Origin of the sequence: Streptomyces sp. NPDC097619, assembly GCF_040302735.1 — a bacterium.
Lineage (GTDB): Bacteria > Actinomycetota > Actinomycetes > Streptomycetales > Streptomycetaceae > Streptomyces.
Genome location: NZ_JBEOSD010000004.1, coordinates 17,004 through 42,664 on the forward strand (window position 1 = coordinate 17,004; position 25,661 = coordinate 42,664).

A 25,661-nucleotide genomic window follows, 5' to 3' on the forward strand; every position below is an offset into this window, starting at 1 on the left:
GACATGCTCCCAGAAGGGAGCTTGTCAGATGACGGGAGGTCGGCCCAGCCGGGTCAGCCGCCACACCGTGCGCCAGCGCATCGGCCTGCGGGGCCCGCACGGGGTGGCCCAGCCCTCCCGGAAACCGCCGAACCACGCCTTCAGCGCGGGCCCCGAGGGCTTGCGCAGCAGGGTCAGCAGCATCCACACGCCCAGGTAGACCGGGACCAGCGGGGCGGGCAGGTTGCGCCGGGCCAGCCAGACCCGGTTCCTGGCCACCATGCGGTGGTAGACCGCGTGCCGGGACGGAGCCGTCGTCGGGTGGTGCAGCACCATGTCGGCCCGGTAGTCGATCAGCCAGCCCGCGTCCAGCGCGCGCCAGGCCAGGTCGGTCTCCTCGTGGGCGTAGAAGAACTCGTCGGGAAGCCCGCCGACCTCCTCGAACACCTTGGTGCGGACGGCGTTCGCCCCGCCGAGGAAGGTGGTGACCCGGCTGGACCGCATCGGGTCCGAGGCCCGCAGCCGCGGCACGTGCCGCCGCTGGGTGACCCCGGTGTCCGGATCGGCGATCCGGAAGCTGACGATGCCCAGCTCCGGGTCCTCCGCGAAGGCCCGGCGACACAGCTCGGCCGTGTCCGTCCGGGCCAGCAGCCCGTCGTCGTCGAGGAAGAGCAGGGCGTCCACCTCGCGGCCGCCCGGCCCGAAGGCCGCGATGCCCGCGTTGCGACCGCCGGGGATGCCCAGGTTCTCCGGGAGGTCCACCGTACGGATGCCGGCGGGCAGCCCGGTCACCTTCACGCCCTGGCCCACCACGACGACCTCGACCGGCTCCCCGTCCTGCCGGGCCACCGAGTCCAACAGGGCCGCGAGCTCCTCGGGACGGTTGCCCATGGTGATGATGACGGCGCCCAGCCGCATCGCCGTGCTCACTTCAGCCTGCTGGAGGCCAGCACCGACACCAGGTGCAGGACGGTCTGGAGCAGCGCGATGCCCGCGAGCACCGCGACGCCGACGCGGGACCAGTACAGGTCCCCGCGCATCTGGTCGAGGACCGCCAGCACCAGGATCAGGAAGGACGCCTCGATGCCGAGGATCAGGCGGTGGAACTTCAGCGCCGACGCGGCCCGCCGGGCCAGCGCCATCCCGGAGGAACGCGGCTCGGCGGCCGCCTCCTTCACCGGCGGCAGACCGCCCTGGTGCCGGGCCACCCCGACCAGGTCCGTCTCCGCCTTGATCAGGATCGCGCCCAGCGCGGCCAGGGTGCCCAGGAAGGCCCACAGCCAATCGATCCGGCCGGTCCCCCACAGGTCGGCGGCGCGCAGGCCGAAGCCCACCAGGACCGCCGCGTCGCACAGGTAGGCGCCGACCCGGTCCAGGTACACGCCGGACAGCGAGTACTGCTGCTTCCAGCGGGCCACCTCGCCGTCCACGCAGTCGAGGAGGAGGTACAACTGCACCGCCACCACGCCGAGCACCGCGCCCCACACGCCCGGCACCAGCAGGGCCGGGGCGGCGAGGACCCCGCACAGGGTCATCAGGTACGTCAGCTGGTTGGGGGTGACCCGGGTGCCGACGAGGACGCGGGTGATGCGCAGGGAGATCTCGCGCATGTAGAGGCGTCCGCCCCAGTGCTCCCCGCTGCGGCGGTCCTTGACCCCCGCGGGGTGCACGACCGGGCGGAGCTCAGCTACGGATGGTCTGGGCATAGTCGGAGTAGGCGTCCCTGATCTCGGCGGCGGACAGGTTGAGGTGCTCCAGGACGGTGAACCGTCCCGGACGGGTCTGCGGGGCGTACTCCACGGCCCGGACGAACTCGTCCACGCTGAACCCGATCTCCTCGGGCAGCACGGGCAGTCCGTGGCGGCGCAGTACCTCGACGAAGAGGCCGGCCTGGTCGCCGGCCCCGCGCAGGTGCATGGCGAAGGCCGCGCCGATGCCGACCTGCTCGCCGTGGAGCGCGGAGCGGCCCGGGTACAGCAGGTCGAAGGCGTGGCTGATCTCGTGGCAGGCGCCGGAGGACGGGCGGCTGTCACCGCTGATCGACATGGCGATGCCGGACAGCACCAGGGCCTCGGAGAGCACGGTGAGGAACTCGTCGTCCCCGCAGCCCCCGGGGTGGCGCAGCACGGACTCGCCCGCGGTCCGCGCCATGGCGGCAGCCAGGCCGTCCACAGCCTCGCCGGTCACCCGGTGGGACAGCTCCCAGTCGGCGATCGCCGAGATGTTGGAGATCGCGTCGCCGATCCCGGCACGGATGAACCGCACCGGGGCCTCCTTGATCACGTCGAGGTCGATCACCATGGCGATCGGCGTCGGCACCCCGTAGGAGCCGCGGCCGTTGTCGTTGTCCAGGATGGAGACCGGCGAGCAGATCCCGTCGTGGGAGAGGTTGGTGGCGACGGCCACCATCGGCAGCCCGACCCGCGCCGCGGCGTACTTGGCCACGTCGATGATCTTCCCGCCGCCGAGGCCGACCACCGCGTCGTAGCGACGGCCCTTTATGTCGTCGGCGAGCTTGACCGCCGAGTCGATGGTGCCGTCGACGACCGGGTACCAGTCGGCGTGCGGGAGCACGGGCTCCAGCTTGCAGCGCAGCGCCCGGCCGGACCCGCCGCTGATCGCGATCGCCAGCTTCCCGGACGCCGAGATCCGCTGGTCGGCCAGGAGGCCGGCCAGGTCGTCCATGGCGCCGCGGGAGATGTCGACGACGACCGGCGACGGGATCAGCCGCGTCAGTACTGGCATGCGATCGTCCGACCCTTGGCCAGGTCGTCGTGGTTGTCGATCTCCACCCACCGGACGTCGCCGATCGGGGCCACGTCGATGGTGAAGCCGTCGTCGACGAGCTTCTGGTAGCCGTCCTCGTAGTAGAGGTCCGGGTCGCGCTCGAAGGTGGCCTTGAGGGCGTCGGCCAGGGCCTCGGCGGCCTCCGGCTCGATCAGGGTGACGCCGATGTACTCGCCGGTGGCGGTGGCGGGGTCCATCAGCTTGGTGATCCGACGGACGCCCTCGCCCTCGGCGGTGATGACCTTCATCTCCTCGTCGGCCAGGTTCTTGACCGTGTCCAGCGCGAGGATGATCTTCCGGTCCCCGCCGCGGGCCGCGAGGAGGGTCTTCTCCACGGAGACCGGGTGCACGGTGTCGCCGTTGGCGAGGATGACGCCCCGCTTCAGGACCTCACGGGCGCACCAGAGGGAGTAGGCGTTGTTCCACTCCTCGGCCTTGTCGTTGTCGATCAGCGTGATCTTCAGGCCGTACTTGGCCTCCAGCGCGGCCTGGCGCTCGTACACGGCCTCCTTGCGGTAGCCCACGACGATCGCGACCTCGGTGAGACCGACCTCGGCGAAGTTGCCCAGGGTCAGGTCGAGGACCGTCAGGCTCTCCTCCTGGCCCTCGGGGCCGACGGGCACGAGGGCCTTGGGGAGGGTGTCGGTGTAGGGACGCAGGCGGCGTCCGGCACCGGCAGCGAGTACAAGGCCGATCATGCTGGTTCTCCTTCGTCGTGTACGGCGGGTGCTCCGGAGGAGACCCAGAAGCGGATGCTCTCGACGAGCACCACCAGTGCCACGAACACGGCCAGGGCCGTGAGCGCGAACGGGAAGTCTTCGTGCGCGAGGACGGCGGACAGGACCACGGTCACCAGGACCCGGCCCTCGTGGCCGCCGATGGTCCGCACCAGCCAGTGCGGGGGCGCGCCGGTGCCGCCGCGGATGCGGTACACCGTGTCGTAGTGATGGTAGGCGACCGCCGCCACCAGGCCGAATGCCGCCGGGAGGGCCCCGTCGGCCTCGCTGCGGGCGGCGAGCACGAGCACGGTGCCGTACTCGGCGGCCCGGAACAGCGGGGGGAGCAGCCAGTCCAGCGAGCCCTTCAGCGGGCGGGCCACGGCCCGGCCCGACAGCAGGGCGTACAGCGCGGCGGCGGCCACGACCACCCAGGGGTCGCCCTGGACCAGGCCGCCGCCGAGCACGACGCAGGCGATCAGCGCGGTGAACAGGGGGCCGTAGGCGCGGCCGGCGACCTTGCCGGAGCCGGGGCGGGCCGCGAGCTCCGCGATCGGCCCGGAGTCCGTGAGGTCGGCCAGCGCGCGGGCGGCCCGGTCGGTGCGCTCGGCCTTGCGGGTCAGGGAGCGCAGCACGCGGCCGGCGGTGGTGTAGAGGGCGCCGAAGGCGCAGCCGATGATCAAGGCCCAGAAGACCACCCGGGGGGTGGTGACGGCCGTCAGGACGGCAATCATCGCCCAGCGCTCGCCGATCGGCAGGATGATCATGCGGCGGACCCAGACCGTCCAGCCGACGCTGTCCAGCTTGTCGGAGAGCGCGGCGGTGGGGCTGCTGTTCCCGGTGGCGTCGTGGTTGGCCTCGTTGAAGGAGAAGTCCACGACGTGCCGGCAGGTCATGAGGATCATCGCGCCGAGGGCCAGGGCCCACACGTCGTCCCCGTTGCGCGCCGCGCCGAGCGCGAGGCCCGCGTAGAAGGAGTACTCCTTGGCGCGGTCGAAGGTGGCGTCGAGCCAGGCGCCCATCGTCGAGTACTTCAGCGCGTACCGGGCCAGCTGCCCGTCGGTGCAGTCCAGCACGAAGGAGACGATCAGCAGGACGCCCGCGGCCACGTACCCGGCGCGGTCGCCGGTGGCCGCGCAGGCCGCCGCGATCAGCGCGGTGATCAGGGAGGCCGTGGTGACCTGGTTGGGGGTCAGGCCGCGGCGGGCGCACCAGCGGGCGATGTAGCGGGAGTACGGGCTGATGAAGAAGGTGGTGAAGAACCCGTCCCGGGACTTCACGGCGGTGCGCAGCCGCACCGCTTCCTCGTCCACGGCGGCCACGGCCGTGGAGGCCGCGATCCGGTCCTCGACCCCTTCGGGCACCTCGGCGACCAGGGTGCCCAGGTCGGGGCGGTGCAGCGGGGCGCCGTCGGCCTCCAGGACGGCGGCGAGCCGGTCGGGGAGGTTGTCGGCGAGGGGGTCGGGCTCGGCGGCGGCCCGCGCCAGGCGGTCGCGCAGCGGACCCCGCACGGCGAGGGCGCCGCGAACGGCGGCGGCGTCGAACCGCGGATCGGTCAGGGCCAGCCGCAGGGCGTGGGTGTGGCCGATGAAGCGGGTGTCCACCAGGGCCACGCGGTCCCCCTCGGGCACGGCGGCGAGCACGTGTCCGGCGTCCCAGGGCGCGGGTGCGTGCCGCACCTCGAAGCCGAGGGTGCGCAGTTCGCCTTCGAGCGGCGATCCGGGGACCGGCGGACCGGTGAGGATGGCGGTCGGCAGACGAACCCACTCCTTGACTTGCGGAACCCTGCGGAACTCTGCGGCCGGGCGCCCGGGTGGGGGCCGCGGCACGTCGGCAGAGGCTATCGGATGAATGGAAGGGCCCGTTCATCACCCGTTTACGCCCCGATAAGGCGGTGATCCGGGGGGCGTGGGCGAGGCCGTGATCATCATGGTCGATGGGCCCCGCGGGGGACAAACCGCCGGATGGTACGGTGGGTGCAGAGGCGTTCATCCGTGCGAGAACACGGGGGAAGCGCCGGGGCGCCGCTCCCGCGGTGGGCCCGGCCGGACGCCCTCACGAAGACAGCGCAGCAGGATCGGCGACCCGCGGGTCGCCACCGGAGAGCCCCGAGGAGGTGGGTTGATGACCGTCGTGAAGTGCGCCGCCGCATGCGGCGTGGACGCGTCCATCCCCACCTTCCGGGCTGCCGGCCCGGCCTGACCGCGCACCTTTCCTCCGCGCGGACAGCGCTCCCGGCCGTAGCCCTCCTTTCTTAGGGTTCACGTTGACCGACGACACCTTCTTCGAGGCGTTCCTCACCCTGCACCGCGGCCTGCCCCGACAGGGGCCCGGCTCCGATGCCACCACTCGTCACCTCCTCTCCCTCGCCGGACCGCTCCCCGAGCGGCCCCGGGTGCTCGACCTGGGCTGCGGTCCGGGCCGCAGCGCGCTGCTCCTCGCCGCCGAGGCGGGGGCCGAGGTGACCGCCGTCGACCTGCACCAGGGCTTCCTGGACGAACTGGCCGGGGCCGCCCGGGCCCGCGGGCTCGACGACCGCGTCCACCCGGTGCGCGCCGACATGGGCGACCTGCCCTTCCCCGACGGCTCCTTCGACCTGATCTGGGCGGAGAGCTCCGTCTACTCCATCGGCTTCGACACCGCGCTCCGCGCCTGGCGGCGGCTCCTCGCCCCCGGCGGCACCCTGGTGCTGACCGAATGCGTGTGGACCGACCGCGAGCCGTCCGAGCAGGCCCGCGCCTTCTGGGCCGAGCACTACCCGCTGCGCACCGACGCGGCGAACCTGGGGGCGGCCGCGGCCGCCGGGTACGGCGTGCTGGGCGCGTACGCGCAGCCGGAATCCGACTGGGACGCGTACTACGGCCCGCTCGGCGAGCGGGCCGAGCGGGCCGACACTTCCCTCCCGGGCATGACCGAGGCCGTGGCCGGGGCCCGGCGGGAGATCGCCCTGCGGCGCGATCACGGCGGCGCGTACGGCTACAGCGGGTACGTGCTGCGTCCGGTGGCCGAGGACGGCCGTTGGTCGGTCCGGCGGGAGCGGGCCGGGGAGGCGGAGGCGGTGTTCGCGGTGCACGCGGCGGCCTTCGAGACCCCGGCCGAGGCCGAGCTGGTGGACCGGCTGCGGGCCGACGACGCCTGGCTGCCGGAGCTGTCCTGGGTGGCCGAGGCCCCCGACGGGCGGATCGCCGCCCACTGCCTGATCACGCGCTGCCGGATCGGCGGGGCCCCGGCCCTGGTGCTGGCCCCGGTGGGCACGCTGCCGGAGTTCCAGGGCACCGGGGCCGGCGCGGCCGTGATCCGGGCCGCCCTGGACGCGGCCCGGGCGCTGGGCGAACCGCAGGTGCTGGTGCTGGGGCACCCCGGCTACTACCCGCGGTTCGGGTTCGTCCCGGCCGGCCCGTTCGGAATCGATCTTCCGTTCGAGGTCCCGGCCGAGGCGCACATGGTGTCGTTGCTCGACCCGGCCGCTCCGGTCCCCTCGGGGGCCGTGGCCTACGCGCCGCCGTTCGGGGTCTGACCGGCGCAAACCGAGGTGTCCGCCAGGGCCCTAGGGGGGTGGCCCCGCCGATCAGGCACGATCGGCGGGGCCACCCCCGTCCTTGGCCGACAGTGGACATGCGGAAACGGGCGAAGTGCGGGCCTCCACTTTTTGTGCGGCAGACTGAAAGCCGAAGTCCGAAGCCGAAGGATGGTCATGCCGATCACACCAGCCACCGCCGCCACCAGCGCGTCTTCCCGTGCCGATGCCAGCGACGAGCCGATCATGCTCGAACTGGTCGACGAGTCGGGTCGGACCATCGGCACGGCGGAGAAGCTCTCCGCGCACCAGGCCCCGGGGCAGCTGCACCGCGCCTTCTCGGTGTTCCTCTTCGACGGCGCGGGGCGGATGCTGCTCCAGCAGCGGGCGCTGGGCAAGTACCACTCCCCGGGCGTCTGGTCGAACACCTGCTGCGGGCACCCCTACCCCGGCGAGTCCCCCTTCGCGGCGGCCGCCCGCCGCACCCACGAGGAGCTGGGCCTGTCCCCCGCGCTGATGGCGGAGGCGGGCACGGTCCGCTACAACCACCCGGACCCGGCCTCGGGACTGGTGGAGCAGGAGTTCAACCACCTGTTCGTGGGACTCGCGCAGGCTCCGGTGGACCCGGACCCCTCGGAGGTCAACGACACGGTGTTCGTGACGGCGGAGGAGCTGGCCAAGCGGCACGCGGCCGATCCGTTCTCGGCCTGGTTCATGACCGTGCTCGACGCGGCCCGGCCCGCGATCCGCGAGCTCACCGGCGAGGCCGCGGGCTGGTAGCCCCGGCGGGGCGGCGGGTGTCGGTGCCGGTCAGCGGCCCGGGGCGAGCGGCAGCGCCGCCCAGATCACCTTGCCGCCCCCGGCCGTGTGCTCCACGTCGCAGGTGCCGCCCGCCTCGGCGGTGATCTCGCGCACCAGCAGTAGGCCCCGGCCGCCGGTCTGGCCGAAGTCGGCCTCCAGCGCCTTGGGGCGGTACGGGTGGTCGTCCTCGACGGCCACCCGTACCCAGCGCGGTCCGACGGCCACCTCGACGGCCACCTCCGGCGACAGCAGAGCGGCGTGCCGGACGGAGTTGGTCACCAGCTCCGACACGATCAGCAGCAGGGAGTACAGGGTGTCCGGGTCGGCCGGGACGCCCTGCCGGTGCAGCAGGTCCCGGACGGCCCGGCGGGCCTGCGGAACGGATTCTTCAACCGCCGGTGCGGTGAATCTCCACACGCCTTGATAGACGGGCTCACTGTCTCCGGGGGGTGGCCCGTCCATGTCCCGGCCCCCGTCTTCGCGCTCGATCGTCTCCACAGGGCAAGGGTGGGGACCCGCGGGCCCCTCACCTGCGCCCTGACCAGAAGTCAGCGCTTATCGGACGCTTTTTGACCGGTGGTTTATGACAGGGTCAGTTGTGGGACTGGTCCTGATCTTCCGGAGAGCGCTTCGTGGCCTGACCGGTCCCGCCGCGCACGGCGCCCCCGGCGGCATCCGGAACCCCGCCCGCCCCGGCCGTCCCGGCCGCCCCCGCACGCGCGGCCAGCGCCGCCTCGGCCGCCTGCTCCTCGGTCTCCCCCACCAGCCCGAGGAGGCGGCGGGCTCCCCAGCCCACCCCGATCAGGCTGAGCCCGTCGAAGAGCAGGGCCAGCGAGAAGAAGGTGCCGATCACGTACTGGCTGCTGCCCGGCCAGCCCGCCAGGACCAGCACGCCCAGCAGCACTCCGAAGGCGCCCTGGACGAGGGCCAGGCCGAGGTTGGGGCCGCGCACGACCAGGGCCCCGGCCAACCGGAACACCCCGCCGGTGAGGAACAGCAGCGCGGCGAACATGGTCAGCGCCTCGGCACTGGCCTCGGGGCGCCGCAGGATCACGAAGCCCGCGGCCAGGTTGACGGCCGCCACGATCACCGAGAGCCAGAAGTAGTTCGTCTTGCGGGACTGCACGGCCTGGACGAGGCCGACCACCCCGCCGATGAGCAGCAGCCAGCCGAAGAGGAACATCGAGGTGAGGGTGGCGAAGCCGGTGTAGAAGAGGCCCACCAGCCCGGCCAGCACCAGCACCACGCCGAGCGCCGCCAGCAGGGCGAAACCCCGGCCCAGCTTCCTGCGCCCCTTCAGGGCCTCCTCGCGGGCCCGCTCCGCCTCGGTACGGTCGGCTGCCATGAGCGCTCCTTCTCCCGGCGCCCCCCTGGCGGACTCTCCCGATCATAGGAGCGGGCGGGCGGGATAGCATCCGGCGCATGGACGCCCAGCTGCACCACACCCTCGCGGACGGGGTGGCCACCGTGGTCGTCTCGCACCCCGCCAAGCGCAACGCCATGACCGCCGGGATGTGGCGGGCGCTGCCCCCGCTGCTGGCGGAGCTGGCCGCGGATCCGGCGGTGCGGGCCCTGGTGCTGACCGGCGCGGGCGACACCTTCTGCGCGGGCGCCGACATCGCGGACCTGCGCGCGCCGGAGCCGGGGGCGGAGCCCCAGGCCCTGGCCGTCGCCGCCGAGGAGGCGCTGGCGGCGTTCCCCCGGCCCACCCTGGCGGCCGTGCGCGGGTTCTGCGTGGGCGGTGGCTGCCAGCTGGCGGCCGCCTGCGACCTGCGGTTCGCCGAGGAGGGCGCCTCCTTCGGGATCACCCCGGCGCGGCTGGGCATCGTCTACCCGGCCTCCTCCACCCGGCGGTTGGTCTCCTTGGTGGGGCCCTCCACCGCCAAGTACCTGCTGTTCTCGGCCGAATTGATCGGGTCCGAGCGGGCGCTGCGGACCGGACTGGTGGACGAGGTGCTGCCCGTGGGGCAGTTGGACAAGCGGGTGGCCGAGTTCACCGCGGTGCTCGCCTCCCGGTCGCTGCTGACCCAGGCCGCCGCGAAGGAGTTCGCGGACGGCCGGGAGGGGCGCGAGGCCCACTGGGCGGAGCAGGCCCGGCGGGGCGGCGACACCGCCGAGGGGGTCGCCGCCTTCCTGGAGCGCCGGGCCCCGGTGTTCACCTGGCCGGGGCCCGGCCGGGGCGGCCCGAACCGCTGACCCCGCGCGGGGCCCGGGCGGGGCCGCGGGTGCCTCGGCGGGGCTCAGGAACCGGCGACGGACGCCGCCCGCCACTCCGCGACCAGGTCCGCGGGGGCCTTCTCCGGGGACCCGGCGTCGTAGGGCGGCTGCGGGTCGTACTCCGTCAGCAGCTGGACGGACTGGGCCACCCGGTCCCCGGCGATCCGGCCCAGCAGGGTCAGGCCCATGTCGATGCCGGAGGAGACCCCGGCCGCGGTGACGTACTTGCCGTCCGTGACCACCCGCTCCCCGGTGGGCTCGACGCCCATGCCGGCCAGCTGGTCCAGGGCCAGCCAGTGGGAGGTGGCGCGGCGGCCTTCGAGCAGCCCGGCCGCCGCGAGCAGCAGGGACCCGGTGCACACCGAGGTGGTCCAGGTGGTACCGGCGTCGACGGTCCGCAACCAGTCCAGTACGGCCGGGTTCGTCATCTGCGCGGACGGGTCGGGCGCGCCGGGGACGATCACGATGTCCGGGGCGGTGACCTCGGAGAGGGCCTTGTCGGCGACGAAGGCGAGTGAGCCGGAGTCGTTGCGGACCGGACCGGGGGTCTCGGCCACGAACACGGTCTCCGCCTCGGGGAGGCGGCCCAGGGTGTCGTAGGGGCCGATGGCGTCGAGGGCCGTGAAGCCTTCGTAGAGCAGGACGGCGATCTGCACGGGGTCCTCCGAGATAGTTTGTAGTGTCACATGTGAAGTTGCACGGTCATGGGTCACACTGCGGCATGACCGGTCACACAACGCTCAGCCGCGCGGGCCGCGCGGCCCGAACCGGCGGCGGTACTCGGCCGGGGACTGCCCGAGGGCCTTGAGGAAGGCCCGTCGCAACGCCTCCGGGGTGCCGTAGCCACAGGCCCGCGAGATCTGCGCGACCCCCTCGGAGCTGTCCTCCAGCAGCCGCCGGGCGTGCTCCACGCGGACCCGCTCCACGTACCGCCCCGGGCTCACGCCGGTCTCGGCGTGGAAGGCCCGCGCGAACTGCCGCGGGGAGAGCCGGGCCCGGTCCGCCAACGCCGCCACCGTCAGGTCCCGCTCCGGGTGCTCGCTGACGTACCGCTGCACCTCCCGCAGCGGCTCCCGCCGGGCGGTCTGCGCCGCCAACTGGGCACTGAACTGGGCCTGGTTGCCGGGCCGGTGGAGGAAGACCACGAGGTGCCGGGCCACCTCCAGCGCGACGTCCCGCCCCAGGTCCTCCTCGACCAGGGCCAGCGCCAGGTCGATCCCCGCGGTCACCCCCGCGGAGGTGGCCACGTGGCCGTCGCGGACGTACACGGGATCGGCCTCGACCGTCACGCGCGGGTACTTCCGGGCCATCGCCTCGCACACCAGCCAGTGCGAGGTCGCCCGCCGCCCGTCCAGCAGCCCGGCCTCGGCCAACAGCAGCGAACCCGTGCACACCGACACCAGCCGGGGCGCCCGCGGCCCGTGCTCCCGCAGCCAGTCCACCAGCCGCGGATCCGGTTCCCGGGTGCCCTCCCCGCCCGGCACCAGCAGGGTGTGCGCGGCCGGCGCCTCCGCCAGCGAGCCGTCCGGCACCAGCCGCAGCCCGCTGCACGTGCGGACCGGGCCGCCGTCCAGGGAGGCGGTGCGGATCCGGTACCCCGGCCCGCGCCCGGTCCGGTCGGCCCCGCTGAACACCTCGACGGGGCCGGTGACGTCGAGGCTCTGCACCCCGTCGAAGAGGACGACCACCACGGTTCGCTGCGCCATGTCCCCATGCTCGTGCGTGCCGGCGGGCGACCGCAATGACGTGCTTCCCACCTTTGCTGCCATGCCCCGGACCACCCGACCCCACCTCGCCAAGTCCGCCCGCCAGGTGGCCGGAAATCACCTCTCCGGGGCCCGGAAGGGCGGTTAGCGTGCGCGCATGACGACCACTCTGCCCGCCCTCGCGGTCCGCAACTGCGCCCAGGGCACGCTCAACCCGATGCACGCGATCCTGTACTTCGCCCCCGAGCACACCTCCGAGATCACCGCCGCCGGCATCAAGGACCCGCAGGGCGCCGCCCTCGCCGCGCGGGCCGCCGCCCTCGGTGCCGTCGGCCCCGGCGCGGTCGCCGCCGCCTTCTTCAACTACGACCACGGGCTGCTGGCCCGGCACTTCCCCGCGGTGTGGCGGGAGGCCTCCCCGGAGGTGGTGCTGGAGGCCCGCACCCGGGCCGCCGACACCACCCTGCGGCGCCTCCTCGGCGAGGAGGTCATAGCCTCCGCGGAGATGGCCGAGGCCGCCGAGCTGGCCCTGCGGGCCACCGAGGCGTGCACCCGGCACGGCCGGATCCTGTACTCCGCCCACGCCGACCTGCCGGTGCCCGAAGAGCCGCACCTGGCCTACTGGCACGCGGCCACCCTGCTCCGCGAGCACCGCGGCGACGGCCACATCATCGCGCTGGTCGCGGCGGAGCTGGACCCGATCGAGTCGCTGGTCTCGCACACCGCCTCCGGCCTCGGCATGACCCCCAAGTGGACCAAGCTGACCCGCGGTTGGACCCAGGAACAGCTGGACGCCGCCAAGGACCGACTGCGCGCCCGCGGGGTCCTCGACGCCGAGGGCGAACTCACCCCGGCCGGACTGGACCTGCGCGAGGAAGTGGAGCGGGAGACCGACCGCCTGGACCGGGCCCCGTACGAACACCTCGGCGCGGCCGGCACCGCCCGCCTGACCGAGCTGGGCCAGGGCTGGTTCATGAAGGCCCTCGGCAACGGCGCCTTCCCCCGGGACCTCCTCGGCAAGGGCTGAGCCCGCCCCCCGCTCCCGTGCCGGTCCGGCCCGGCCGGACCGGCGGTCCGCCGCCCACCTGCCACAATTGCAGCCTTCAGGCTGATACGAAGGCGGGAACGACGAGTGACCACGTCCATCGAAGGCAGGATCGCCGAGGAGCTCGGCGTACGGGAACGCCAGGTGAAAGCCGCCGTCGAGCTGCTCGACGGCGGCTCGACCGTGCCCTTCATCGCGCGCTACCGCAAGGAAGCGACCGAGATGCTCGACGACGCGCAGCTGCGCACGTTGGAGGAGCGGCTGCGCTACCTGCGGGAGCTGGAGGACCGCCGGACGGCGGTGCTGGAGTCCGTACGCGAGCAGGGCAAGCTGGACGCCGCCCTGGAGGCGAGCATCCTCGCCGCCGACACCAAGGCCCGGCTGGAGGACATCTACCTCCCGTTCAAGCCGAAGCGGCGGACCAAGGCGCAGATCGCCCGCGAGGCCGGACTGGAGCCGCTGGCCTCCGCCCTGCTGACCGACCCCTCCCGGGACCCGGCGGAGGCCGCCGCGGCCTACGTGGACGCCGAGCGGGGCGTGGCGGACGCCGCGGCCGCCCTCGAAGGCGCCCGGGCCGTCCTCACCGAGCGGTTCGCCGAGGACGCCGACCTGATCGGCGAGCTCCGCGAACGCATGTGGAACCGCGGCAGCCTCACCGCGAAGGTCCGCGAGGGCAAGGAGGAGGCGGGGGCGAAGTTCTCCGACTACTTCGAGTTCGCCGAACCCTTCACCGCGCTCCCCTCGCACCGGGTCCTGGCCCTGCTGCGCGGCGAGAAGGAGGACGTCCTCGACCTGGCCCTGGAGCCGGAGGAGCCCGCCGCGGACGGCGCGCCCCGCGTCCGGTCCTCCTTCGAGGACGCGGTGGCGCACCGCTTCGGGATCACCGACCGCGGCCGTCCCGGCGACAAGTGGCTCGCGGACACCGTCCGCTGGGCCTGGCGCACCAAGATCCAGGTGCACCTGGGCATCGACCTGCGGACCCGGCTGCGGCAGTCCGCCGAGGACGAGGCGGTCCGGGTGTTCGCCGCGAACCTCCGCGACCTGCTCCTCGCCGCCCCCGCGGGCACCCGCGCCACCCTCGGCCTGGACCCCGGGTTCCGCACCGGCGTCAAGGTGGCCGTGGTGGACGCCACCGGCAAGGTCGTCGCCACCGACGTGATCCACCCGCACGTGCCGGCGAACCGCTGGGACGAGGCCCTGGACAAACTGGCCCGACTGGCCCGCCGGCACGAGGTGGAGCTCGTCGCCATCGGCAACGGCACCGCCTCCCGCGAGACCGACCGGCTGGCCGCCGAGCTCTGCTCCAAGCACCCGGAGCTGGGGCTCACCAAGGTGATGGTGTCCGAGGCGGGCGCCTCCGTGTACTCGGCCTCCGCCTTCGCCTCCCAGGAACTCCCCGAGCTGGACGTGTCCCTGCGCGGTGCGGTGTCCATCGCCCGCCGCCTCCAGGACCCCCTCGCGGAACTCGTCAAGATCGACCCGAAGTCCATCGGGGTCGGCCAGTACCAGCACGACCTGTCCGAGGTGAAGCTCTCCCGGTCCCTGGACGCCGTCGTCGAGGACTGCGTCAACGGCGTCGGCGTGGACGTCAACACCGCCTCGGCCCCGCTGCTCTCCCGGGTCTCCGGCATCAGCGCCGGCCTCGCCGAGAACATCGTGGCGCACCGCGACGCCAACGGCCCCTTCCGCAGCCGCCGCGGGCTCAAGGACGTGGCCCGCCTCGGCCCCAAGGCGTACGAACAGTGCGCGGGCTTCCTGCGGATCCGCGACGGCGAGGACCCCCTGGACGCCTCCAGCGTGCACCCCGAGGCGTACCCGGTGGTGCGGGCCATGGGCAAGCAGGCGGGCGGCGAGGTCGCCGCGCTGATCGGCAACACCTCGGTGCTGCGCTCGCTGCGGCCGGAGTCCTTCGTGACGGACTCCTTCGGCCTGCCCACCGTGACGGACATCCTGCGCGAGCTGGAGAAGCCCGGCCGCGACCCCCGCCCGGCGTTCCGCACCGCGGGCTTCAAGGAGGGCGTCGAGAAGATCGGCGACCTGGAGCCGGGCATGGTGCTGGAGGGCGTGGTCACGAACGTGGCCGCCTTCGGCGCCTTCGTGGACGTGGGCGTCCACCAGGACGGCCTGGTGCACGTCTCGGCCATGTCGAAGAACTTCGTCAAGGACCCGCGGGAGGTGGCCAAGCCCGGGGACATCGTCCGCGTGAAGGTCCTCGACGTGGACATCCCCCGGAAGCGGATCTCCCTCACGCTGCGCCTGGAGGACGAGGCGGAGGCCGCGGCCGGCGGGGGCCGGCAGCGGGGCGAACGCGGCGAGCGGCCCCGCGGCGGACGGGCCCCGCAGCAGCGAGGCGGCGGCGCGGGCGGCACCGGCGGAACCCGTCAGGGCGGCGGCGACCGGCGCGGCGGACGGCGCGAGGGCACCCCGCCGCCCGCCAACAGCGCCATGGCCGACGCCCTGCGCCGGGCGGGCCTCACCGACCCCGAGGGACGCCGCCGCGGCTGATGGCTTGAATTCGAAGCCCCGTTCGGGCCCGGCCTTGCCAAGGCGGGGACAAGATCGGTAGGGATGACGGAGGGCGGGTGCGCCACGACGGCGCGCGCCGCCCTCCGTCCATCCTGCGGACCCGTTCCCGCGCCCGGCCGTCCCGAAGGCTCAGGACCCCATGACCGCTTCCGCACCTGCCTACCGACGCTGCGCCCGGACGGGTCCCAGGAGGGAGCACACGGTGCCCTACGGCCACCACGGACTGCGCAAACGCTGCGAGGCCGTCCTCGCCGGCCTCGACCTGCCGCACCCGTTCTCCCTGGAAGCCCTGTGCGCGCGGATCGCCGCCCGGCGGGGCCGGCCCATCCGGCTGCACCCGCTGCCCCCGGAGGCCGCCGCTTCGGGGGTCTGCGGACTGTGGGTGGGGACCGCCACCGTGGACTACGTGTTCTACGAGGACCGCACCACCCGCCTGCACCGCGAGCACATCGTCCTCCACGAGCTGGGCCACATCCTCTTCGGTCACCATTCCCTGGAGGGCGAGGACCCCGCGGAGGGTGGTGTTCCGGTCGTTCTCGGCCGGACGAACTACACCACCCGGCAGGAGCGGGAGGCCGAACTCCTCGCCAGCATGATCCGCACCGAGGCCGGTCCGCGGCCCGGTCGCGCCCCGCGCGGCACCCTCGAACGGCTCGGTTCCGCCCTCGGCATGGGGAGCGCCGATGCGGGCTGACCTCGCCGCGTTCGGCACGTGGCTGGCCCTGCCCTCGGTGCTGCTGCTGTGGGCGGCGGTGCTGTTGCGGGCCCCCGCCGCGGTGCGCTCCCCGGAGCAACGCGGACTGCTGCTGGCCGTGGCCACCGCCGCCGGGGCCATGACCCTCAACCTGCCCGAGGTGGTGGAGGCGGCCCAGCGCGCCCCCGGCACCGCCCACCTCGTGGGGCTGGTCCGCAACCTCACCGGGGTGCTGTCCGCGGGCGCGGTGCTCTACTTCGTCTCCGCGAGCACCGGCGGGCGACGGCTGCGGCCCGCCTCGGCGGCGGCCACGGTCGTGCTGTCCGCGGCGCTGCTGGTCCTGGACGCCACCGCCCCCGCGCACCGGCTGCACGGGATGCCGCCGGGCGGCGAGCCGGTGCCCTCCCTGGCGTACTGGCTGGTGCTGATCTCGGCCCACCTGGTGGCCAACACGGTCTGCGTGGCGGTCTGCTGGCGGTACGGCGGGCGGGCGGGGAACCGGGCGCTCGCGCTGGGGCTGCGCCTGTTCGGGCTGGGCACGGCGCTGGCGGGGCTGTTCTGGCTGGCGTACCTGCTGAAGGCGCTGGCGGGCGTCGAGTGGCCGCTGCCGTACCTGCCGCTGCTGATGAACCTGCACGGGGTGCTGCGGGCGGCCGCGATCCTGTTGCCGACGCTGTTCCTGGCGCGCCGCACCCTCGGCGACGTGACGGCGGCCTGGCGGCTGTGGCCGCTCTGGCGGGACCTGGTGCAGGCCGTGCCGCACGTGGCCCTGCACGCGCCGCGCGCCTCCCGGCTGTTGGAGCTCCTGTGGCCGCCGGTCCCGCGGGACCTGCTGGTGTACCGCAAGGTGATCGAGACCCGGGACGCCATCCTGACCCTGAACGAGTACGTGGCCCCCGGCGTCCCCGAACAGGCCCGCCGGTACGTGGCGGAGACCGGGACGGTCGGACCGCGCGTGGAGGCGGCCGTGCTGGCCTGTGTGATCAACGAGGCGCGGCGGGCCAAGGACCTCGGCCGGCCGGCCGTACCGGGCGGCTACGGGGCGGGGCCCATCGAGTGCGGGGACCTGGCGGGCGAGCGCCGTTTCCTGGTGGACGTGGCGGAGGCGTACGGGGCCCCGAGCACGGACGCCTTCCGCCCGGAGCCGGATTAGGTCGGGGCGCGCCGGGCCGGGCCGCACGCAGCGGCGCCGCATCACATTGCCATGTCACGCATCACGCACCAACGTCACGTGTCACACATCGAGGTGGAAGCTCTCTTGACCACTGTGCTCATCACCGGCGCCGGCTCCGGGCTCGGCGCCGCCTTCGCCCGGCAGTTCGCGGCCCGCGGCTGCGATCTGGTGCTCGTCGCCCGGGACGAGGGCCGGCTGGAGCGGACCGCGGCCCGGCTCACCGACACCTTCGGCGTGGCCTGCGAGGTGCTGCCCGCCGACCTGCTCGACCCCGCGGCCTGCGCGGCGGTCGCCGACCGGCTGCGGGATCCGGACCGTCCCGTGGACGTCCTGGTGAACAACGCCGGCTTCGGGCTGCCCGCGCCGTTCCCGTACAACCCCGTCGAGGACGAGGAGCGGATGCTGGAGCTGCTCGTGCGGGTGCCGCTGCGGCTGACCCACGCGGTGGTGCCGGGCCTGCGGGAGCGTCGGCGCGGCGCGGTGCTCAACGTGTCCTCGGTGGCGGGGCTGCTGCCCACCGGCACCTACGGGGCGGCGAAGGCGTGGCTGACCTCCTTCAGCGAGTCCCTGCGGGTGGACCTGGCCCCGTACGGGGTGCGGGTGCTGGCCGTGGTGCCCGGGTTCACCCGCACCGAGTTCCAGGAGCGGGCGGGCATGGACCCGGACGCCCTCAAGGACGTGCCGTGGCTGGAGCCCGACCAGGTGGTCGCGCAGGCGTTCAAGGACCTGGCGCGGTCCCGGCCGGTGAGCGTGGCCGGGTGGCGGTACAAGGCGTACGCGCAGGCCGTCCGGCACCTGCCGCGGCACCTGGTCGCGAGCCGGATGGCGCGGACCCGACGCCCCCCGGCCGGCCCCTGAGGGCCGGCCGGGGCGCCGCCGCGCCGGGTCCCCGGGTCGATCGGCACGGCGGGCCCGGCGGGCCCGCCGGTCAGTCCTCGGTGACCTTGCCGTCCTCGACGCGGAGCCGGCGGGTGGTGCGCACGGCGTCCAGCATCCGCCGGTCGTGCGTGACCAGCAGCAGGGTGCCCGTGTAGGACTCCAGGGCCGCTTCCAGCTGCTCGATGGCCGGCAGGTCGAGGTGGTTGGTGGGCTCGTCGAGGACGAGGAGGTTCACGCCTCGGCCCTGGAGCAGGGCCAGGGCCGCGCGGGTGCGCTCCCCCGGCGACAGGCTCCCGGCGGGGCGCAGCACGTGCGCCGCCTTCAGGCCGAACTTGGCGAGCAGGGTGCGGACCTCGGCGGGCTCGGTGTCGGGCACGGCGGCGCAGAAGGCGTCCAGGAGGGGTTCCTCGCCGAGGAACAGTCCGCGGGCCTGGTCCACCTCGCCGACGAGGACCCCGGAGCCCAGGTGGGCGCTGCCGGAGTCGAGGGGGACCCGGCCGAGGAGGACGCCGAGGAGGGTGGACTTGCCGGCGCCGTTGGCTCCGGTGATCGCGATCCGGTCGGCCCAGTCGATCTGGAGGCTGACGGGTCCGAAGGTGTAGTCCCCGCGACGGACCTCGGCCCCGTTGAGGGTGGAGACCACGGAGCCGGAGCGGGGGGCCGCGGCGATCTCCATGCGGAGCTCCCACTCCTTGCGGGGTTCCTCGACCACCTCCAGCCGTTCGATGGCGCGCTGGGTCTGCCGGGCCTTGGCGGCCTGCTTCTCGCTGGACTCGCCGCGGAGGTTCCGGCCGATCTTGTCGTTGTCGCCGGCCTTGCGGCGGGCGTTGCGGACGCCCTTGTCCATCCAGTTGCGCTGCATGAGGGCGCGGCCCTCCAGCGCGGTGCGCTTGTCGGCGTACTCCTCGTAGTCCTCGCGGGCGTGCCGGCGGGCGGTGGCCCGCTCCTCCAGGTAGGACTCGTAGCCGCCGCCGTAGAGGTTGATCTGCTGCTGGGCGAGGTCGAGTTCGAGGACCTTGGTGACGGTGCGGGTCAGGAACTCGCGGTCGTGGCTGATGACGACGGTGCCCGCGCGCAGGCCGGTGACGAACTCCTCCAGGCGGCGCAGGCCGTCGAGGTCGAGGTCGTTGGTGGGCTCGTCGAGGAGGAAGACGTCGTAGCGGGAGAGCAGCAGGGAGGCGAGTCCGGCGCGGGCGGCCTGGCCTCCGGAGAGGGCGGTCATGGGCTGGTCGAGGCCGACGGCGAGGCCGAGGGAGGCGGCGACCTCCTCGGCGCGTTCGTCGAGGTCGGCGCCGCCGAGGGCGAGCCAGCGTTCCAGGGCGAGGTTGTAGTCGTCGTCGGCGCCGGGGGTGCCGTCGACGAGTCCCTGGGTGGCGGTGTCGAGCTCGGTCTGGGCGGCGGCGACGCCGGTGCGGCGGGCCAGGAACGCGCGCACGGACTCGCCGGCGCGGCGTTCGGGTTCCTGGGGGAGGTGGCCGACGGCGGCCGTGGGCGGGGAGAGGCGCACCTCGCCGTCCTCGGGGCGGTCGAGGCCGGCGAGGAGGCGGAGCAGGGTGGACTTTCCGGCCCCGTTCACGCCGACGAGGCCGATGACGTCCCCGGGGGCGACGACCAGGTCGAGTCCGGCGAAGAGGGTGCGCTCGCCGTGGCCTGCGGCGAGTTCCTTGGCGACGAGGGTTGCAGTCATTTGCCCACGATCCTAGCCGGGGCGGGGGTGGGTCCCGCCGGGGCGGCGGGCCTCGGGCGAGAGGGGGCGGACGTGGCCCTCCACCGGGGGGAAGGGCGGCTTCCGGGGCTCCGGGGACCCGAGGGTTTCGGCCGAATGGCGATCATGTGACAGCAGGGGTCGTGGACATGACGGGGGACGCCGGGGATGAATACGGTCGAACGCAACCACGGCACCTACCACTTGGAGCTCTCGTGCACCGCAAAGTCATCGCCCCGAGCGTGCTTGCCGCCTCCCTTCTGCTGGTGATCCCGGCGTCGGCCGCAAGTTTCGCTCCGGGCGCCCCGGGTATCGGTGATCCCTATTACCCGGCCAGCGGCAACGGCGGATACGACGTTTCCCATTACGACCTGAGGCTCCAGTACCAGCCGAAGACGGACCTGCTGGAGGGCACGGCGACCATCCTCGCCACCACCACCCAGGACCTGTCCCGGTTCAACCTGGACTTCGGCCTGAAGGTCAGCGAGGTGCGGGTCAACGGAATCAGGGCCGGGTTCGCCACCTCGGGCACCCAGGAGCTGGAGGTGACCCCGGCGAGCCCGCTGGCGAAGGGCAAGTCGGTCACCGTCGTCGTGAAGTACGCGGGCAAGCCCTCCGAGCTGAAGGTGGACGGCTGGACCGCCTGGCACCGCACCCCGGACGGCGGTGTGGCGGCGCAGGAGCCGGACTCGGCCATCTGGTGGTTCCCGAGCAACGACCACCCGCTGGACAAGGCCACCTTCGACGTGTCGGTGAACGTGCCGGACGGCACCCAGGCCATCAGCAACGGCGTGCTCCAGTCGTCGAGCTCGAAGCTGGGCTGGACCCGGTACAACTGGCGGTCGAACAAGCCGCAGGCCACCTACCTGGCCACGCTCGCGGTCGGCAAGTTCGACATCACCACCGACACCACGGCCAACGGTCTGCCGATCCTGAACGCCTACAGCAAGGACCTGGGCGACAACGCCGGCGCGGCGCGGGCCAGCCTGGAGCGGACCGGCGAGGTGGCCGACTGGCTGACCGGGTACTTCGGCCCGTACCCGTACAACGCGCTCGGCGGCTACGTCCCGAACGTGACCAGCGGCTACGCCCTGGAGACGCAGACGCGGCCCTTCTACAGCCCGCGGCAGTTCGCCAACGGCGCGAACGTGCAGGTGGTCGTGCACGAGCTGGCCCACCAGTGGTACGGGAACAGCGTGTCGGTCCGCGGCTGGAAGGACATCTGGATCAACGAGGGCTTCGCCCGCTACAGCCAGTGGCTGTGGTCGGAGAAGGAGGGCGAGGGCACCGCGCAGGAGCTGGCGGACTGGGTGTACGCGACCCGTCCCGCGGAGGACCCGTTCTGGCAGGTCAAGCCGGGTGACCCGGGCCCGGAGAACCAGTTCCACGGGGCCGTGTACGACCGGGGCGCGCTGGCCCTGCAGGCGCTGCGGAACGAGATCGGCGACGAGAAGTTCTTCGCGGTCCTGAAGGGCTGGCCGACGGAGTTCGCGCACGGCAACGCCTCCGTGGCCGAGTTCACCCGGTACGCCGAGCGGATCTCCGGCAAGCGGCTGGCGGGGCTGCTGGACACCTGGCTGTACCGGTCCGGGAAGCCGGCGGCGGGCCCGTCGAAGCCGGCGTCGAAGCCGAAGCGCGGCAACCTGCGCGGGGCGGCCCCGAAGCCGGTGCAGCCGAAGTCCTGGAAGAAGATCGCCGCGACGGACTCTGTGCACGACCACGACGCGCACCGCTGACCGCGGCGGCCCTCGGGCCCCGCGCCGTCGGACTCCCGGGCCCGGGCGGCCGTCCCTCAGGGGGCAGCCGCCCGGGCCCGGCGCGCGAGGGGCAGGTACCGCAGCCGGTCCGGGAGCAGGGCGACGAGCACGCCGACGGCGCGGCTGAACAGGCGCAGTCGGCGCTGCCGGCCGGGGGTCCAGGGCAGGCCGAGGGCGGTGCGGGCCTCGGGGGGCAGGTAGCCGACGGTGAGGAAGGCCCGCAGCCGCAGGAAGGGCCGGCGCAGCAGGGGCCACAGCAGCCGCAGCGCGATGCGGAGCGGGCGGGGACCGCGGTCGGGGGCGGGGAGGGCGGCGTCGGTGTCGAGGAGTTCCCGGGCGACGCCGGTCAGGCGGAGCCGGGTGGTGACCACGTGGTGGAAGTGCTCGCGGTAGGCCGTCGCGTCGGGGGGCATGTCGCGGTCGTGGATGCCGAGGACCCGGCCGAGCCGGAGCCATTCGGCGTAGAGGGCCTCGGTTTCGGCGGGGTCCAGGGGGCGGGGCCAGAGCAGCCCGAAGGCGTGCAGCTGCACGGCGAAGCCGGAGGCGTGCACCCAGGCCCAGGTGTCGGGGTCGAGGGCGCGGTACGGGGTGCCGTCGGGGGCGGTGCCGTGGATGTCGCGGTGGAGGCGGCGGAGCCTGCGGCCCTCGGCGGCGGCGTCCGCGCCTCCGTACACCCAGCGCTGGACGGATTCCACGGACCGGACCCCGCGGCCCCAGGGGTCGGTGCGGAAGACCGAGTGCCGGTCCACTCCGGCGGCGATGGCGGGGTCGGCGACCTGGAGGAGGAAGGAGGCGGGCAGCAGCAGGAGCATCCGGAGGTCGCCGGTGACGTTCCAGAGGATGCCGTCCCGGGGCGGGGGGAGCGGGTCCATGGTGTCCTCCGCGGGCGGTCGGGGCGGGGGTCCGGTCGGGTAAGGGCGGGTTCGCCCCGCGTGTGCGCGTCCGTCCGCCGGGATTCGTACCGGCGCGTAAAGATTCCGGTCGCACGGGTGTTACCCAGAGGTAACTGCTTCTGCTGTGATGGCGGGGCCCCACGCCCCACACCCCCCAGCCGACCACAGGAGTCTCCATGGCGCTCCCCCACCGTCGCGGCCGCGTCGCCGCTCCGGTCCTCGCCGCCGCCGTCGCCGCCGCGCTGGCCCTCACCGCGGCGCCCGCCGCCTCCGCCGCCCCGGCCGAGGCGACCGCGGTCCCCCGGCTCAGCGTCCTGTCGTACAACGTCTTCCTGATGAGCAAGAACCTCTACCCGAACTGGGGCCAGGACCACCGCGCCCGCGAGATACCGAAGGCGTCCTTCTACAAGGGCCGCGACGTGGTCGTCCTCCAGGAGGCCTTCGACAACTCCTCCGGTGACGCCCTCAAGGCGAACTCGGCCGCCGGGTACCCGTACCAGACCCCCGTGATGGGCCGCAGCAAGGACGGCTGGGACGCCACGGGCGGCGCCTACTCGGCCACCACCCCCGAGGACGGCGGGGTCGCGATCCTCAGCAAGTGGCCGATCGTCCGCAAGGAGCAGTACGTCTACAAGGACGCCTGCGGCGCCGACTGGTGGTCGAACAAGGGCTTCGTGTACACGGTCCTCGACGTGAACGGCACGAAGGTGCACGTGGTCGGCACCCACGCCCAGTCCACCGACCCGGGCTGCTCGGCGGGCGAGGCGGCGCAGATGCGCAGCCGCCAGTTCAGGAACATCGACGCCTTCCTCGACGCCAAGAACATCCCGGCGTCCGAGCAGGTGATCGTGGCGGGCGACTTCAACGTGGACTCGCGGACCCCGGAGTACGCGAGCATGCTCGCCGACGCGGGCCTGACCGGCGCCGACGCCCGCACCGGGCACACCTACTCCTTCGACACCCGCGACAACTCCATCGCGCGGTACCGCTACCCCTCCGACCCGCGCGAGGACCTTGACTACGTCCTGCACCGGGCGGGCCACGCCAAGCCGGCGGGCTGGACCAACGACGTGATCAAGGAGCAGAGCGCGCCCTGGACCGTCAGCAGCTGGGGCACCTCGTACACCTACTCCAACCTGAGCGACCACTACCCCGTGATCGGTTCCTGAGCCGGCCCCGCTCCCGTTCCGTCCCCCGCGCGGGGGACGGAACGGGAGCGGGCGGGTCACACCTTCGCGTCATCCGGGGCGCCGCGCGCGCCCCCGGACCGCCCCGGCCCGCTACTGTGCGCCCGAGATGACCAGCTATTTCGCCGAAGAAGCCCGCTCCCGCGTCGCCCGCCTGTTGCGGATGGCGGCGACCGCCGACGACCGGACCCGCGCCCGCATCGTGGAGTACGCCGCCAGCACCCCGGACCCGCCGCCGTACGGCCCGCACGGGATCCGGACCACCGGGTGCCCGCGCTGCCTGCGCACCATGTGGCAGCAGCGCGACCTGCTGGTGTGCTCGGCCTGCGGCCACATGGAGGACAGCCGGTGACGGAGCGCGGACCCCGCTGACAGACGGCGGGCGGCGGGCGGGCGGGCGGCGGCGGGTCGGTCAGTCCCCGGCCTTCGAGCGCTCCCACTCGGCCGCGTAGTCCTGGAAGATGCTCCGCAGGTGGTGGCCGATCTTGAGGTAGTCGAGGTCGTCGAGGTTGGCCAGGGAGACCCGGACGGACCACTCGGGGCCGTCGAAGCCGCCGCCGTTGAGGAGCACCACCGAGGTCTGTTCGGCCAGCCGGAACAGCGGGTCCACCGGCTCGTAGTTCTTCTCCAGGTACTCCGCGAAGGGCTTGCCGTACACCCGCTCGGCCTCGGCCAGGAGGTCCAGTTCGATGTAGTACGCGGCCCGCTTGTCGTCGTCGGAGATCTTCATCTGGGCGCCCTCCAGGAGGAGGTCCAGACGGCGGTGGCAGATCTCCCGGATGCGGTGCTTGTACGCCTGGCCCTCGTCGAGGAGGTCGAAGAGGGAGAACAGCACCATCATGGTCTGCTGCGGCAGCGACAGACCGGCGGTGTGGTTGAGGGCGACCTCGCGGGAGTCGGCGACCAGCCGGTCGATGAAGCGGATCTTCTCCGGTTCCAGGGTGAGGGTGCCGTACCGCTTGGCCAGCCGGTCCTTCTCCGCCTGCGGGAGCGCCGCGACCATCTCGTCGATGACGTTGTCGTCGTGGAGGCCGATGACGCCCAGCCGCCAGCCGGTGCAGCCGTAGTGCTTGGAGTACGAGTACACCAGCAGCGTGTTGCGGGGGATCTCGGCGGCGAGGGTGCGGAAGCCCTCGACGAAGGTGCCGTACACGTCGTCGGTGACGACGAGCAGGTTCGGGTTGCTGGTGGCGACGATCTCCTTGATCTGGTTCGCCACCCGCTCGCTCATCGCCAGCGAGGGCGGGTTGCTCGGGTTGACGATGCAGACCAGCTTCACGGACGGGTCGGCGAGCTTGGCGACCTCCTCCTCCGGGTAGCGCCACTGCCGCACCCCGGTCTCGGAGAAGAGGCTCGCCTCCACGTTGACCACCTCGAACTCGAAGGTGTCGAGCTCGGGGATCTCGATGTACGGGGTGAACACCGGCACCATCAGGGCGATCTTGTCGCCCTTGTGCAGGATGCCGTTCTTCATCAGCGAGTCGAAGATGTAGCACATCGCCGCGGTGCCGCCCTCGGTGGCGAACAGGCTGAGCCGGTCGTCGGGCACCGGCCGCTTGTCCATCAGCTCGTCGGCGAGGTAGCCGCGGACCACGTGCTCGGCGTGGGTCAGCATGCGGTCGGGGACCGGGTAGTTGTCGCCGGTGATGGAGTCCGCGAGCTCGTGGATGAAGGAGTCCCGGTCGAAGGCGAACCGGTCCAGGGCGTAGGAAACGCAGCGGCCGAGGAGTTCGGCGCCGGGCAGCTCGGGGTGGCGGCGCAGGAAGGCGTCGAAGCGGTCCCCGATGCCCTGCTTCTCGGGCATGCCGCCCAGGTTGTCGGCGGTCCAGACCCGGCGGGACTCGTCCAGGGCGAAGTAGCCCAGGGCGTAGAAGGCCTCGCGGGGGCCGGTGGCGATCCAGTTCGGGTTGCCGCGGCCGGCGTTGAGCATGGCCCGGGTGGTCTTGCCCTTCTGGCCGGGCTTGTCCTCCTGGGCGGCCTTGGCGATCTGGATGAACTTGTCCTTCAGCTCGAAGGGGCTGAGCTGGGCGAAGGACTGGATCTCCTCGCGGCTGAAGCTGGTCTCGGGCACGGTGGGG

General features: G+C 73.4%; 23 protein-coding genes. 11 read left to right on the top strand and 12 right to left on the bottom strand.

Features of this window, described 5'->3' with window-relative positions:
• Nucleotides 1-24 precede the first annotated feature (24 nt).
• From ABTZ17_RS02270 to ABTZ17_RS02250, 5 genes are read right to left on the bottom strand one after another with little or no spacing between them, the layout of a single operon-like run.
• Nucleotides 25-897 (bottom strand): glycosyltransferase family 2 protein, encoded by an 873-nt coding sequence (locus tag ABTZ17_RS02270; RefSeq protein WP_352193585.1) that lies wholly within the window; start codon nt 895-897, stop codon nt 25-27.
• Between the two features lie 8 nt (nt 898-905).
• Nucleotides 906-1,685, bottom strand: a complete 780-nt coding sequence (locus tag ABTZ17_RS02265) for a CDP-alcohol phosphatidyltransferase family protein (protein WP_352193548.1) — start codon at nt 1,683-1,685, stop codon at nt 906-908.
• Nucleotides 1,663-2,724, bottom strand: coding sequence for an iron-containing alcohol dehydrogenase family protein (locus ABTZ17_RS02260; RefSeq protein ID WP_352193549.1), 1,062 nt, complete (start codon nt 2,722-2,724; stop codon nt 1,663-1,665). Before ABTZ17_RS02260 ends, ABTZ17_RS02265 begins: the two co-directional genes overlap by 23 nt.
• Nucleotides 2,712-3,464, bottom strand: a complete 753-nt coding sequence (locus ABTZ17_RS02255; RefSeq protein WP_352193550.1) for a phosphocholine cytidylyltransferase family protein — start codon at nt 3,462-3,464, stop codon at nt 2,712-2,714. The genes ABTZ17_RS02260 and ABTZ17_RS02255 overlap by 13 nt, the downstream gene beginning before the upstream one ends.
• Nucleotides 3,461-5,239: a DUF5941 domain-containing protein gene (locus ABTZ17_RS02250; RefSeq protein ID WP_352193586.1), complete on the bottom strand. Its 1,779-nt coding sequence runs from the start codon at nt 5,237-5,239 to the stop codon at nt 3,461-3,463. The genes ABTZ17_RS02255 and ABTZ17_RS02250 overlap by 4 nt, the downstream gene beginning before the upstream one ends.
• 509 nt (nt 5,240-5,748) lie before the next feature.
• Between ABTZ17_RS02250 and ABTZ17_RS02245 the strand changes: the two genes are divergently transcribed.
• Nucleotides 5,749-6,999 (top strand): bifunctional class I SAM-dependent methyltransferase/N-acetyltransferase, encoded by a 1,251-nt coding sequence (locus ABTZ17_RS02245; protein WP_352193551.1) that lies wholly within the window; start codon nt 5,749-5,751, stop codon nt 6,997-6,999.
• Nucleotides 7,000-7,176: 177 nt separating this feature from the next.
• A complete protein-coding gene (idi, locus tag ABTZ17_RS02240; protein ID WP_352193552.1) occupies nt 7,177-7,779 on the top strand; it encodes an isopentenyl-diphosphate Delta-isomerase in 603 nt (200 codons plus the stop codon).
• 30 nt (nt 7,780-7,809) lie between these two features.
• On the opposite strand, the gene ABTZ17_RS02235 is transcribed toward idi, so the two are convergent.
• Nucleotides 7,810-8,262: an ATP-binding protein gene (locus ABTZ17_RS02235; RefSeq protein WP_352193587.1), complete on the bottom strand. Its 453-nt coding sequence runs from the start codon at nt 8,260-8,262 to the stop codon at nt 7,810-7,812.
• A 130-nt stretch (nt 8,263-8,392) separates the two neighbouring features.
• Nucleotides 8,393-9,145 (bottom strand): HdeD family acid-resistance protein, encoded by a 753-nt coding sequence (locus tag ABTZ17_RS02230; protein WP_352193553.1) that lies wholly within the window; start codon nt 9,143-9,145, stop codon nt 8,393-8,395.
• 77 nt (nt 9,146-9,222) lie between these two features.
• Here ABTZ17_RS02230 and ABTZ17_RS02225 point away from each other — a divergent pair, with 77 nt between their 5' ends.
• Complete coding sequence (locus ABTZ17_RS02225; protein ID WP_352193554.1) at nt 9,223-9,996, top strand: enoyl-CoA hydratase/isomerase family protein; 774 nt, start codon at nt 9,223-9,225, stop codon at nt 9,994-9,996.
• Nucleotides 9,997-10,040: 44 nt separating this feature from the next.
• Here the strand turns inward: ABTZ17_RS02225 and ABTZ17_RS02220 are convergent, their stop codons facing one another.
• Together ABTZ17_RS02220 and ABTZ17_RS02215 are read right to left on the bottom strand one after the other, a co-directional pair.
• Nucleotides 10,041-10,673, bottom strand: coding sequence for a DJ-1/PfpI family protein (locus ABTZ17_RS02220; RefSeq protein WP_352193555.1), 633 nt, complete (start codon nt 10,671-10,673; stop codon nt 10,041-10,043).
• Nucleotides 10,674-10,757: 84 nt separating this feature from the next.
• Entirely contained in the window at nt 10,758-11,723 is a 966-nt protein-coding gene (locus ABTZ17_RS02215; RefSeq protein WP_352193556.1) for a GlxA family transcriptional regulator, read from the bottom strand.
• A gap of 157 nt (nt 11,724-11,880) precedes the next feature.
• On the opposite strand from ABTZ17_RS02215, the gene ABTZ17_RS02210 reads away from it, so the two are divergent.
• The 5 genes from ABTZ17_RS02210 to ABTZ17_RS02190 all read left to right on the top strand — a co-directional run bounded on the left by ABTZ17_RS02210 (nt 11,881) and on the right by ABTZ17_RS02190 (nt 18,020).
• Nucleotides 11,881-12,750 carry an SCO6745 family protein gene (locus ABTZ17_RS02210; protein ID WP_352193557.1) on the top strand — a complete coding sequence of 290 codons (870 nt, stop codon included), beginning with the start codon at nt 11,881-11,883 and terminating at the stop codon, nt 12,748-12,750.
• A 105-nt stretch (nt 12,751-12,855) separates the two neighbouring features.
• Nucleotides 12,856-15,273 (top strand): Tex family protein, encoded by a 2,418-nt coding sequence (locus ABTZ17_RS02205; protein ID WP_352193558.1) that lies wholly within the window; start codon nt 12,856-12,858, stop codon nt 15,271-15,273.
• A gap of 223 nt (nt 15,274-15,496) precedes the next feature.
• Nucleotides 15,497-15,988 (top strand): hypothetical protein, encoded by a 492-nt coding sequence (locus ABTZ17_RS02200; RefSeq protein ID WP_352193559.1) that lies wholly within the window; start codon nt 15,497-15,499, stop codon nt 15,986-15,988.
• Nucleotides 15,978-17,141, top strand: coding sequence for an MAB_1171c family putative transporter (locus ABTZ17_RS02195; RefSeq protein ID WP_352193560.1), 1,164 nt, complete (start codon nt 15,978-15,980; stop codon nt 17,139-17,141). Before ABTZ17_RS02200 ends, ABTZ17_RS02195 begins: the two co-directional genes overlap by 11 nt.
• A gap of 114 nt (nt 17,142-17,255) precedes the next feature.
• Complete coding sequence (locus ABTZ17_RS02190) at nt 17,256-18,020, top strand: SDR family NAD(P)-dependent oxidoreductase (protein WP_352193588.1); 765 nt, start codon at nt 17,256-17,258, stop codon at nt 18,018-18,020.
• Nucleotides 18,021-18,090: 70 nt separating this feature from the next.
• On the opposite strand, the gene ABTZ17_RS02185 is transcribed toward ABTZ17_RS02190, so the two are convergent.
• On the bottom strand, nt 18,091-19,728 hold the full coding sequence (locus ABTZ17_RS02185; protein WP_352193561.1) for an ABC-F family ATP-binding cassette domain-containing protein: 1,638 nt from the start codon (nt 19,726-19,728) through the stop codon (nt 18,091-18,093).
• A 233-nt stretch (nt 19,729-19,961) separates the two neighbouring features.
• Between ABTZ17_RS02185 and ABTZ17_RS02180 the strand changes: the two genes are divergently transcribed.
• Nucleotides 19,962-21,482, top strand: coding sequence for a M1 family metallopeptidase (locus ABTZ17_RS02180; RefSeq protein ID WP_352193562.1), 1,521 nt, complete (start codon nt 19,962-19,964; stop codon nt 21,480-21,482).
• Between the two features lie 56 nt (nt 21,483-21,538).
• Here the strand turns inward: ABTZ17_RS02180 and ABTZ17_RS02175 are convergent, their stop codons facing one another.
• A complete protein-coding gene (locus tag ABTZ17_RS02175; protein ID WP_352193563.1) occupies nt 21,539-22,375 on the bottom strand; it encodes an oxygenase MpaB family protein in 837 nt (278 codons plus the stop codon).
• Nucleotides 22,376-22,572: 197 nt separating this feature from the next.
• Between ABTZ17_RS02175 and sph the strand changes: the two genes are divergently transcribed.
• Nucleotides 22,573-23,565 (top strand): sphingomyelin phosphodiesterase, encoded by a 993-nt coding sequence (gene sph, locus ABTZ17_RS02170; RefSeq protein ID WP_352193564.1) that lies wholly within the window; start codon nt 22,573-22,575, stop codon nt 23,563-23,565.
• Nucleotides 23,566-23,692: 127 nt separating this feature from the next.
• Nucleotides 23,693-23,935: a hypothetical protein gene (locus tag ABTZ17_RS02165; protein WP_352193565.1), complete on the top strand. Its 243-nt coding sequence runs from the start codon at nt 23,693-23,695 to the stop codon at nt 23,933-23,935.
• Between the two features lie 60 nt (nt 23,936-23,995).
• Here the strand turns inward: ABTZ17_RS02165 and ABTZ17_RS02160 are convergent, their stop codons facing one another.
• On the bottom strand, nt 23,996-25,654 hold the full coding sequence (locus ABTZ17_RS02160; RefSeq protein WP_352193566.1) for a bifunctional aspartate transaminase/aspartate 4-decarboxylase: 1,659 nt from the start codon (nt 25,652-25,654) through the stop codon (nt 23,996-23,998).
• Nucleotides 25,655-25,661 lie beyond the last annotated feature (7 nt).

Excerpts from the sequence above, each read along its gene's own strand:
- idi (WP_352193552.1), top strand. The coding sequence starts at position 7,177 with ATGCCGATCACACCAGCCACCGCCGCCACCAGCGCGTCTTCCCGTGCC.
- ABTZ17_RS02225 (WP_352193554.1), top strand. The coding sequence starts at position 9,223 with ATGGACGCCCAGCTGCACCACACCCTCGCGGACGGGGTGGCCACCGTG.
- ABTZ17_RS02230 (WP_352193553.1), bottom strand. The coding sequence starts at position 9,145 with ATGGCAGCCGACCGTACCGAGGCGGAGCGGGCCCGCGAGGAGGCCCTG.
- ABTZ17_RS02185 (WP_352193561.1), bottom strand. The coding sequence starts at position 19,728 with ATGACTGCAACCCTCGTCGCCAAGGAACTCGCCGCAGGCCACGGCGAG.
- ABTZ17_RS02210 (WP_352193557.1), top strand. The coding sequence starts at position 11,881 with ATGACGACCACTCTGCCCGCCCTCGCGGTCCGCAACTGCGCCCAGGGC.
- ABTZ17_RS02270 (WP_352193585.1), bottom strand. The coding sequence starts at position 897 with ATGCGGCTGGGCGCCGTCATCATCACCATGGGCAACCGTCCCGAGGAG.
- ABTZ17_RS02175 (WP_352193563.1), bottom strand. The coding sequence starts at position 22,375 with ATGGACCCGCTCCCCCCGCCCCGGGACGGCATCCTCTGGAACGTCACC.
- ABTZ17_RS02260 (WP_352193549.1), bottom strand. The coding sequence starts at position 2,724 with ATGCCAGTACTGACGCGGCTGATCCCGTCGCCGGTCGTCGTCGACATC.
- ABTZ17_RS02195 (WP_352193560.1), top strand. The coding sequence starts at position 15,978 with ATGCGGGCTGACCTCGCCGCGTTCGGCACGTGGCTGGCCCTGCCCTCG.
- ABTZ17_RS02235 (WP_352193587.1), bottom strand. The coding sequence starts at position 8,262 with ATGGACGGGCCACCCCCCGGAGACAGTGAGCCCGTCTATCAAGGCGTG.
- ABTZ17_RS02215 (WP_352193556.1), bottom strand. The coding sequence starts at position 11,723 with ATGGCGCAGCGAACCGTGGTGGTCGTCCTCTTCGACGGGGTGCAGAGC.
- ABTZ17_RS02165 (WP_352193565.1), top strand. The coding sequence starts at position 23,693 with ATGACCAGCTATTTCGCCGAAGAAGCCCGCTCCCGCGTCGCCCGCCTG.
- sph (WP_352193564.1), top strand. The coding sequence starts at position 22,573 with ATGGCGCTCCCCCACCGTCGCGGCCGCGTCGCCGCTCCGGTCCTCGCC.
- ABTZ17_RS02255 (WP_352193550.1), bottom strand. The coding sequence starts at position 3,464 with ATGATCGGCCTTGTACTCGCTGCCGGTGCCGGACGCCGCCTGCGTCCC.
- ABTZ17_RS02265 (WP_352193548.1), bottom strand. The coding sequence starts at position 1,685 with ATGCCCAGACCATCCGTAGCTGAGCTCCGCCCGGTCGTGCACCCCGCG.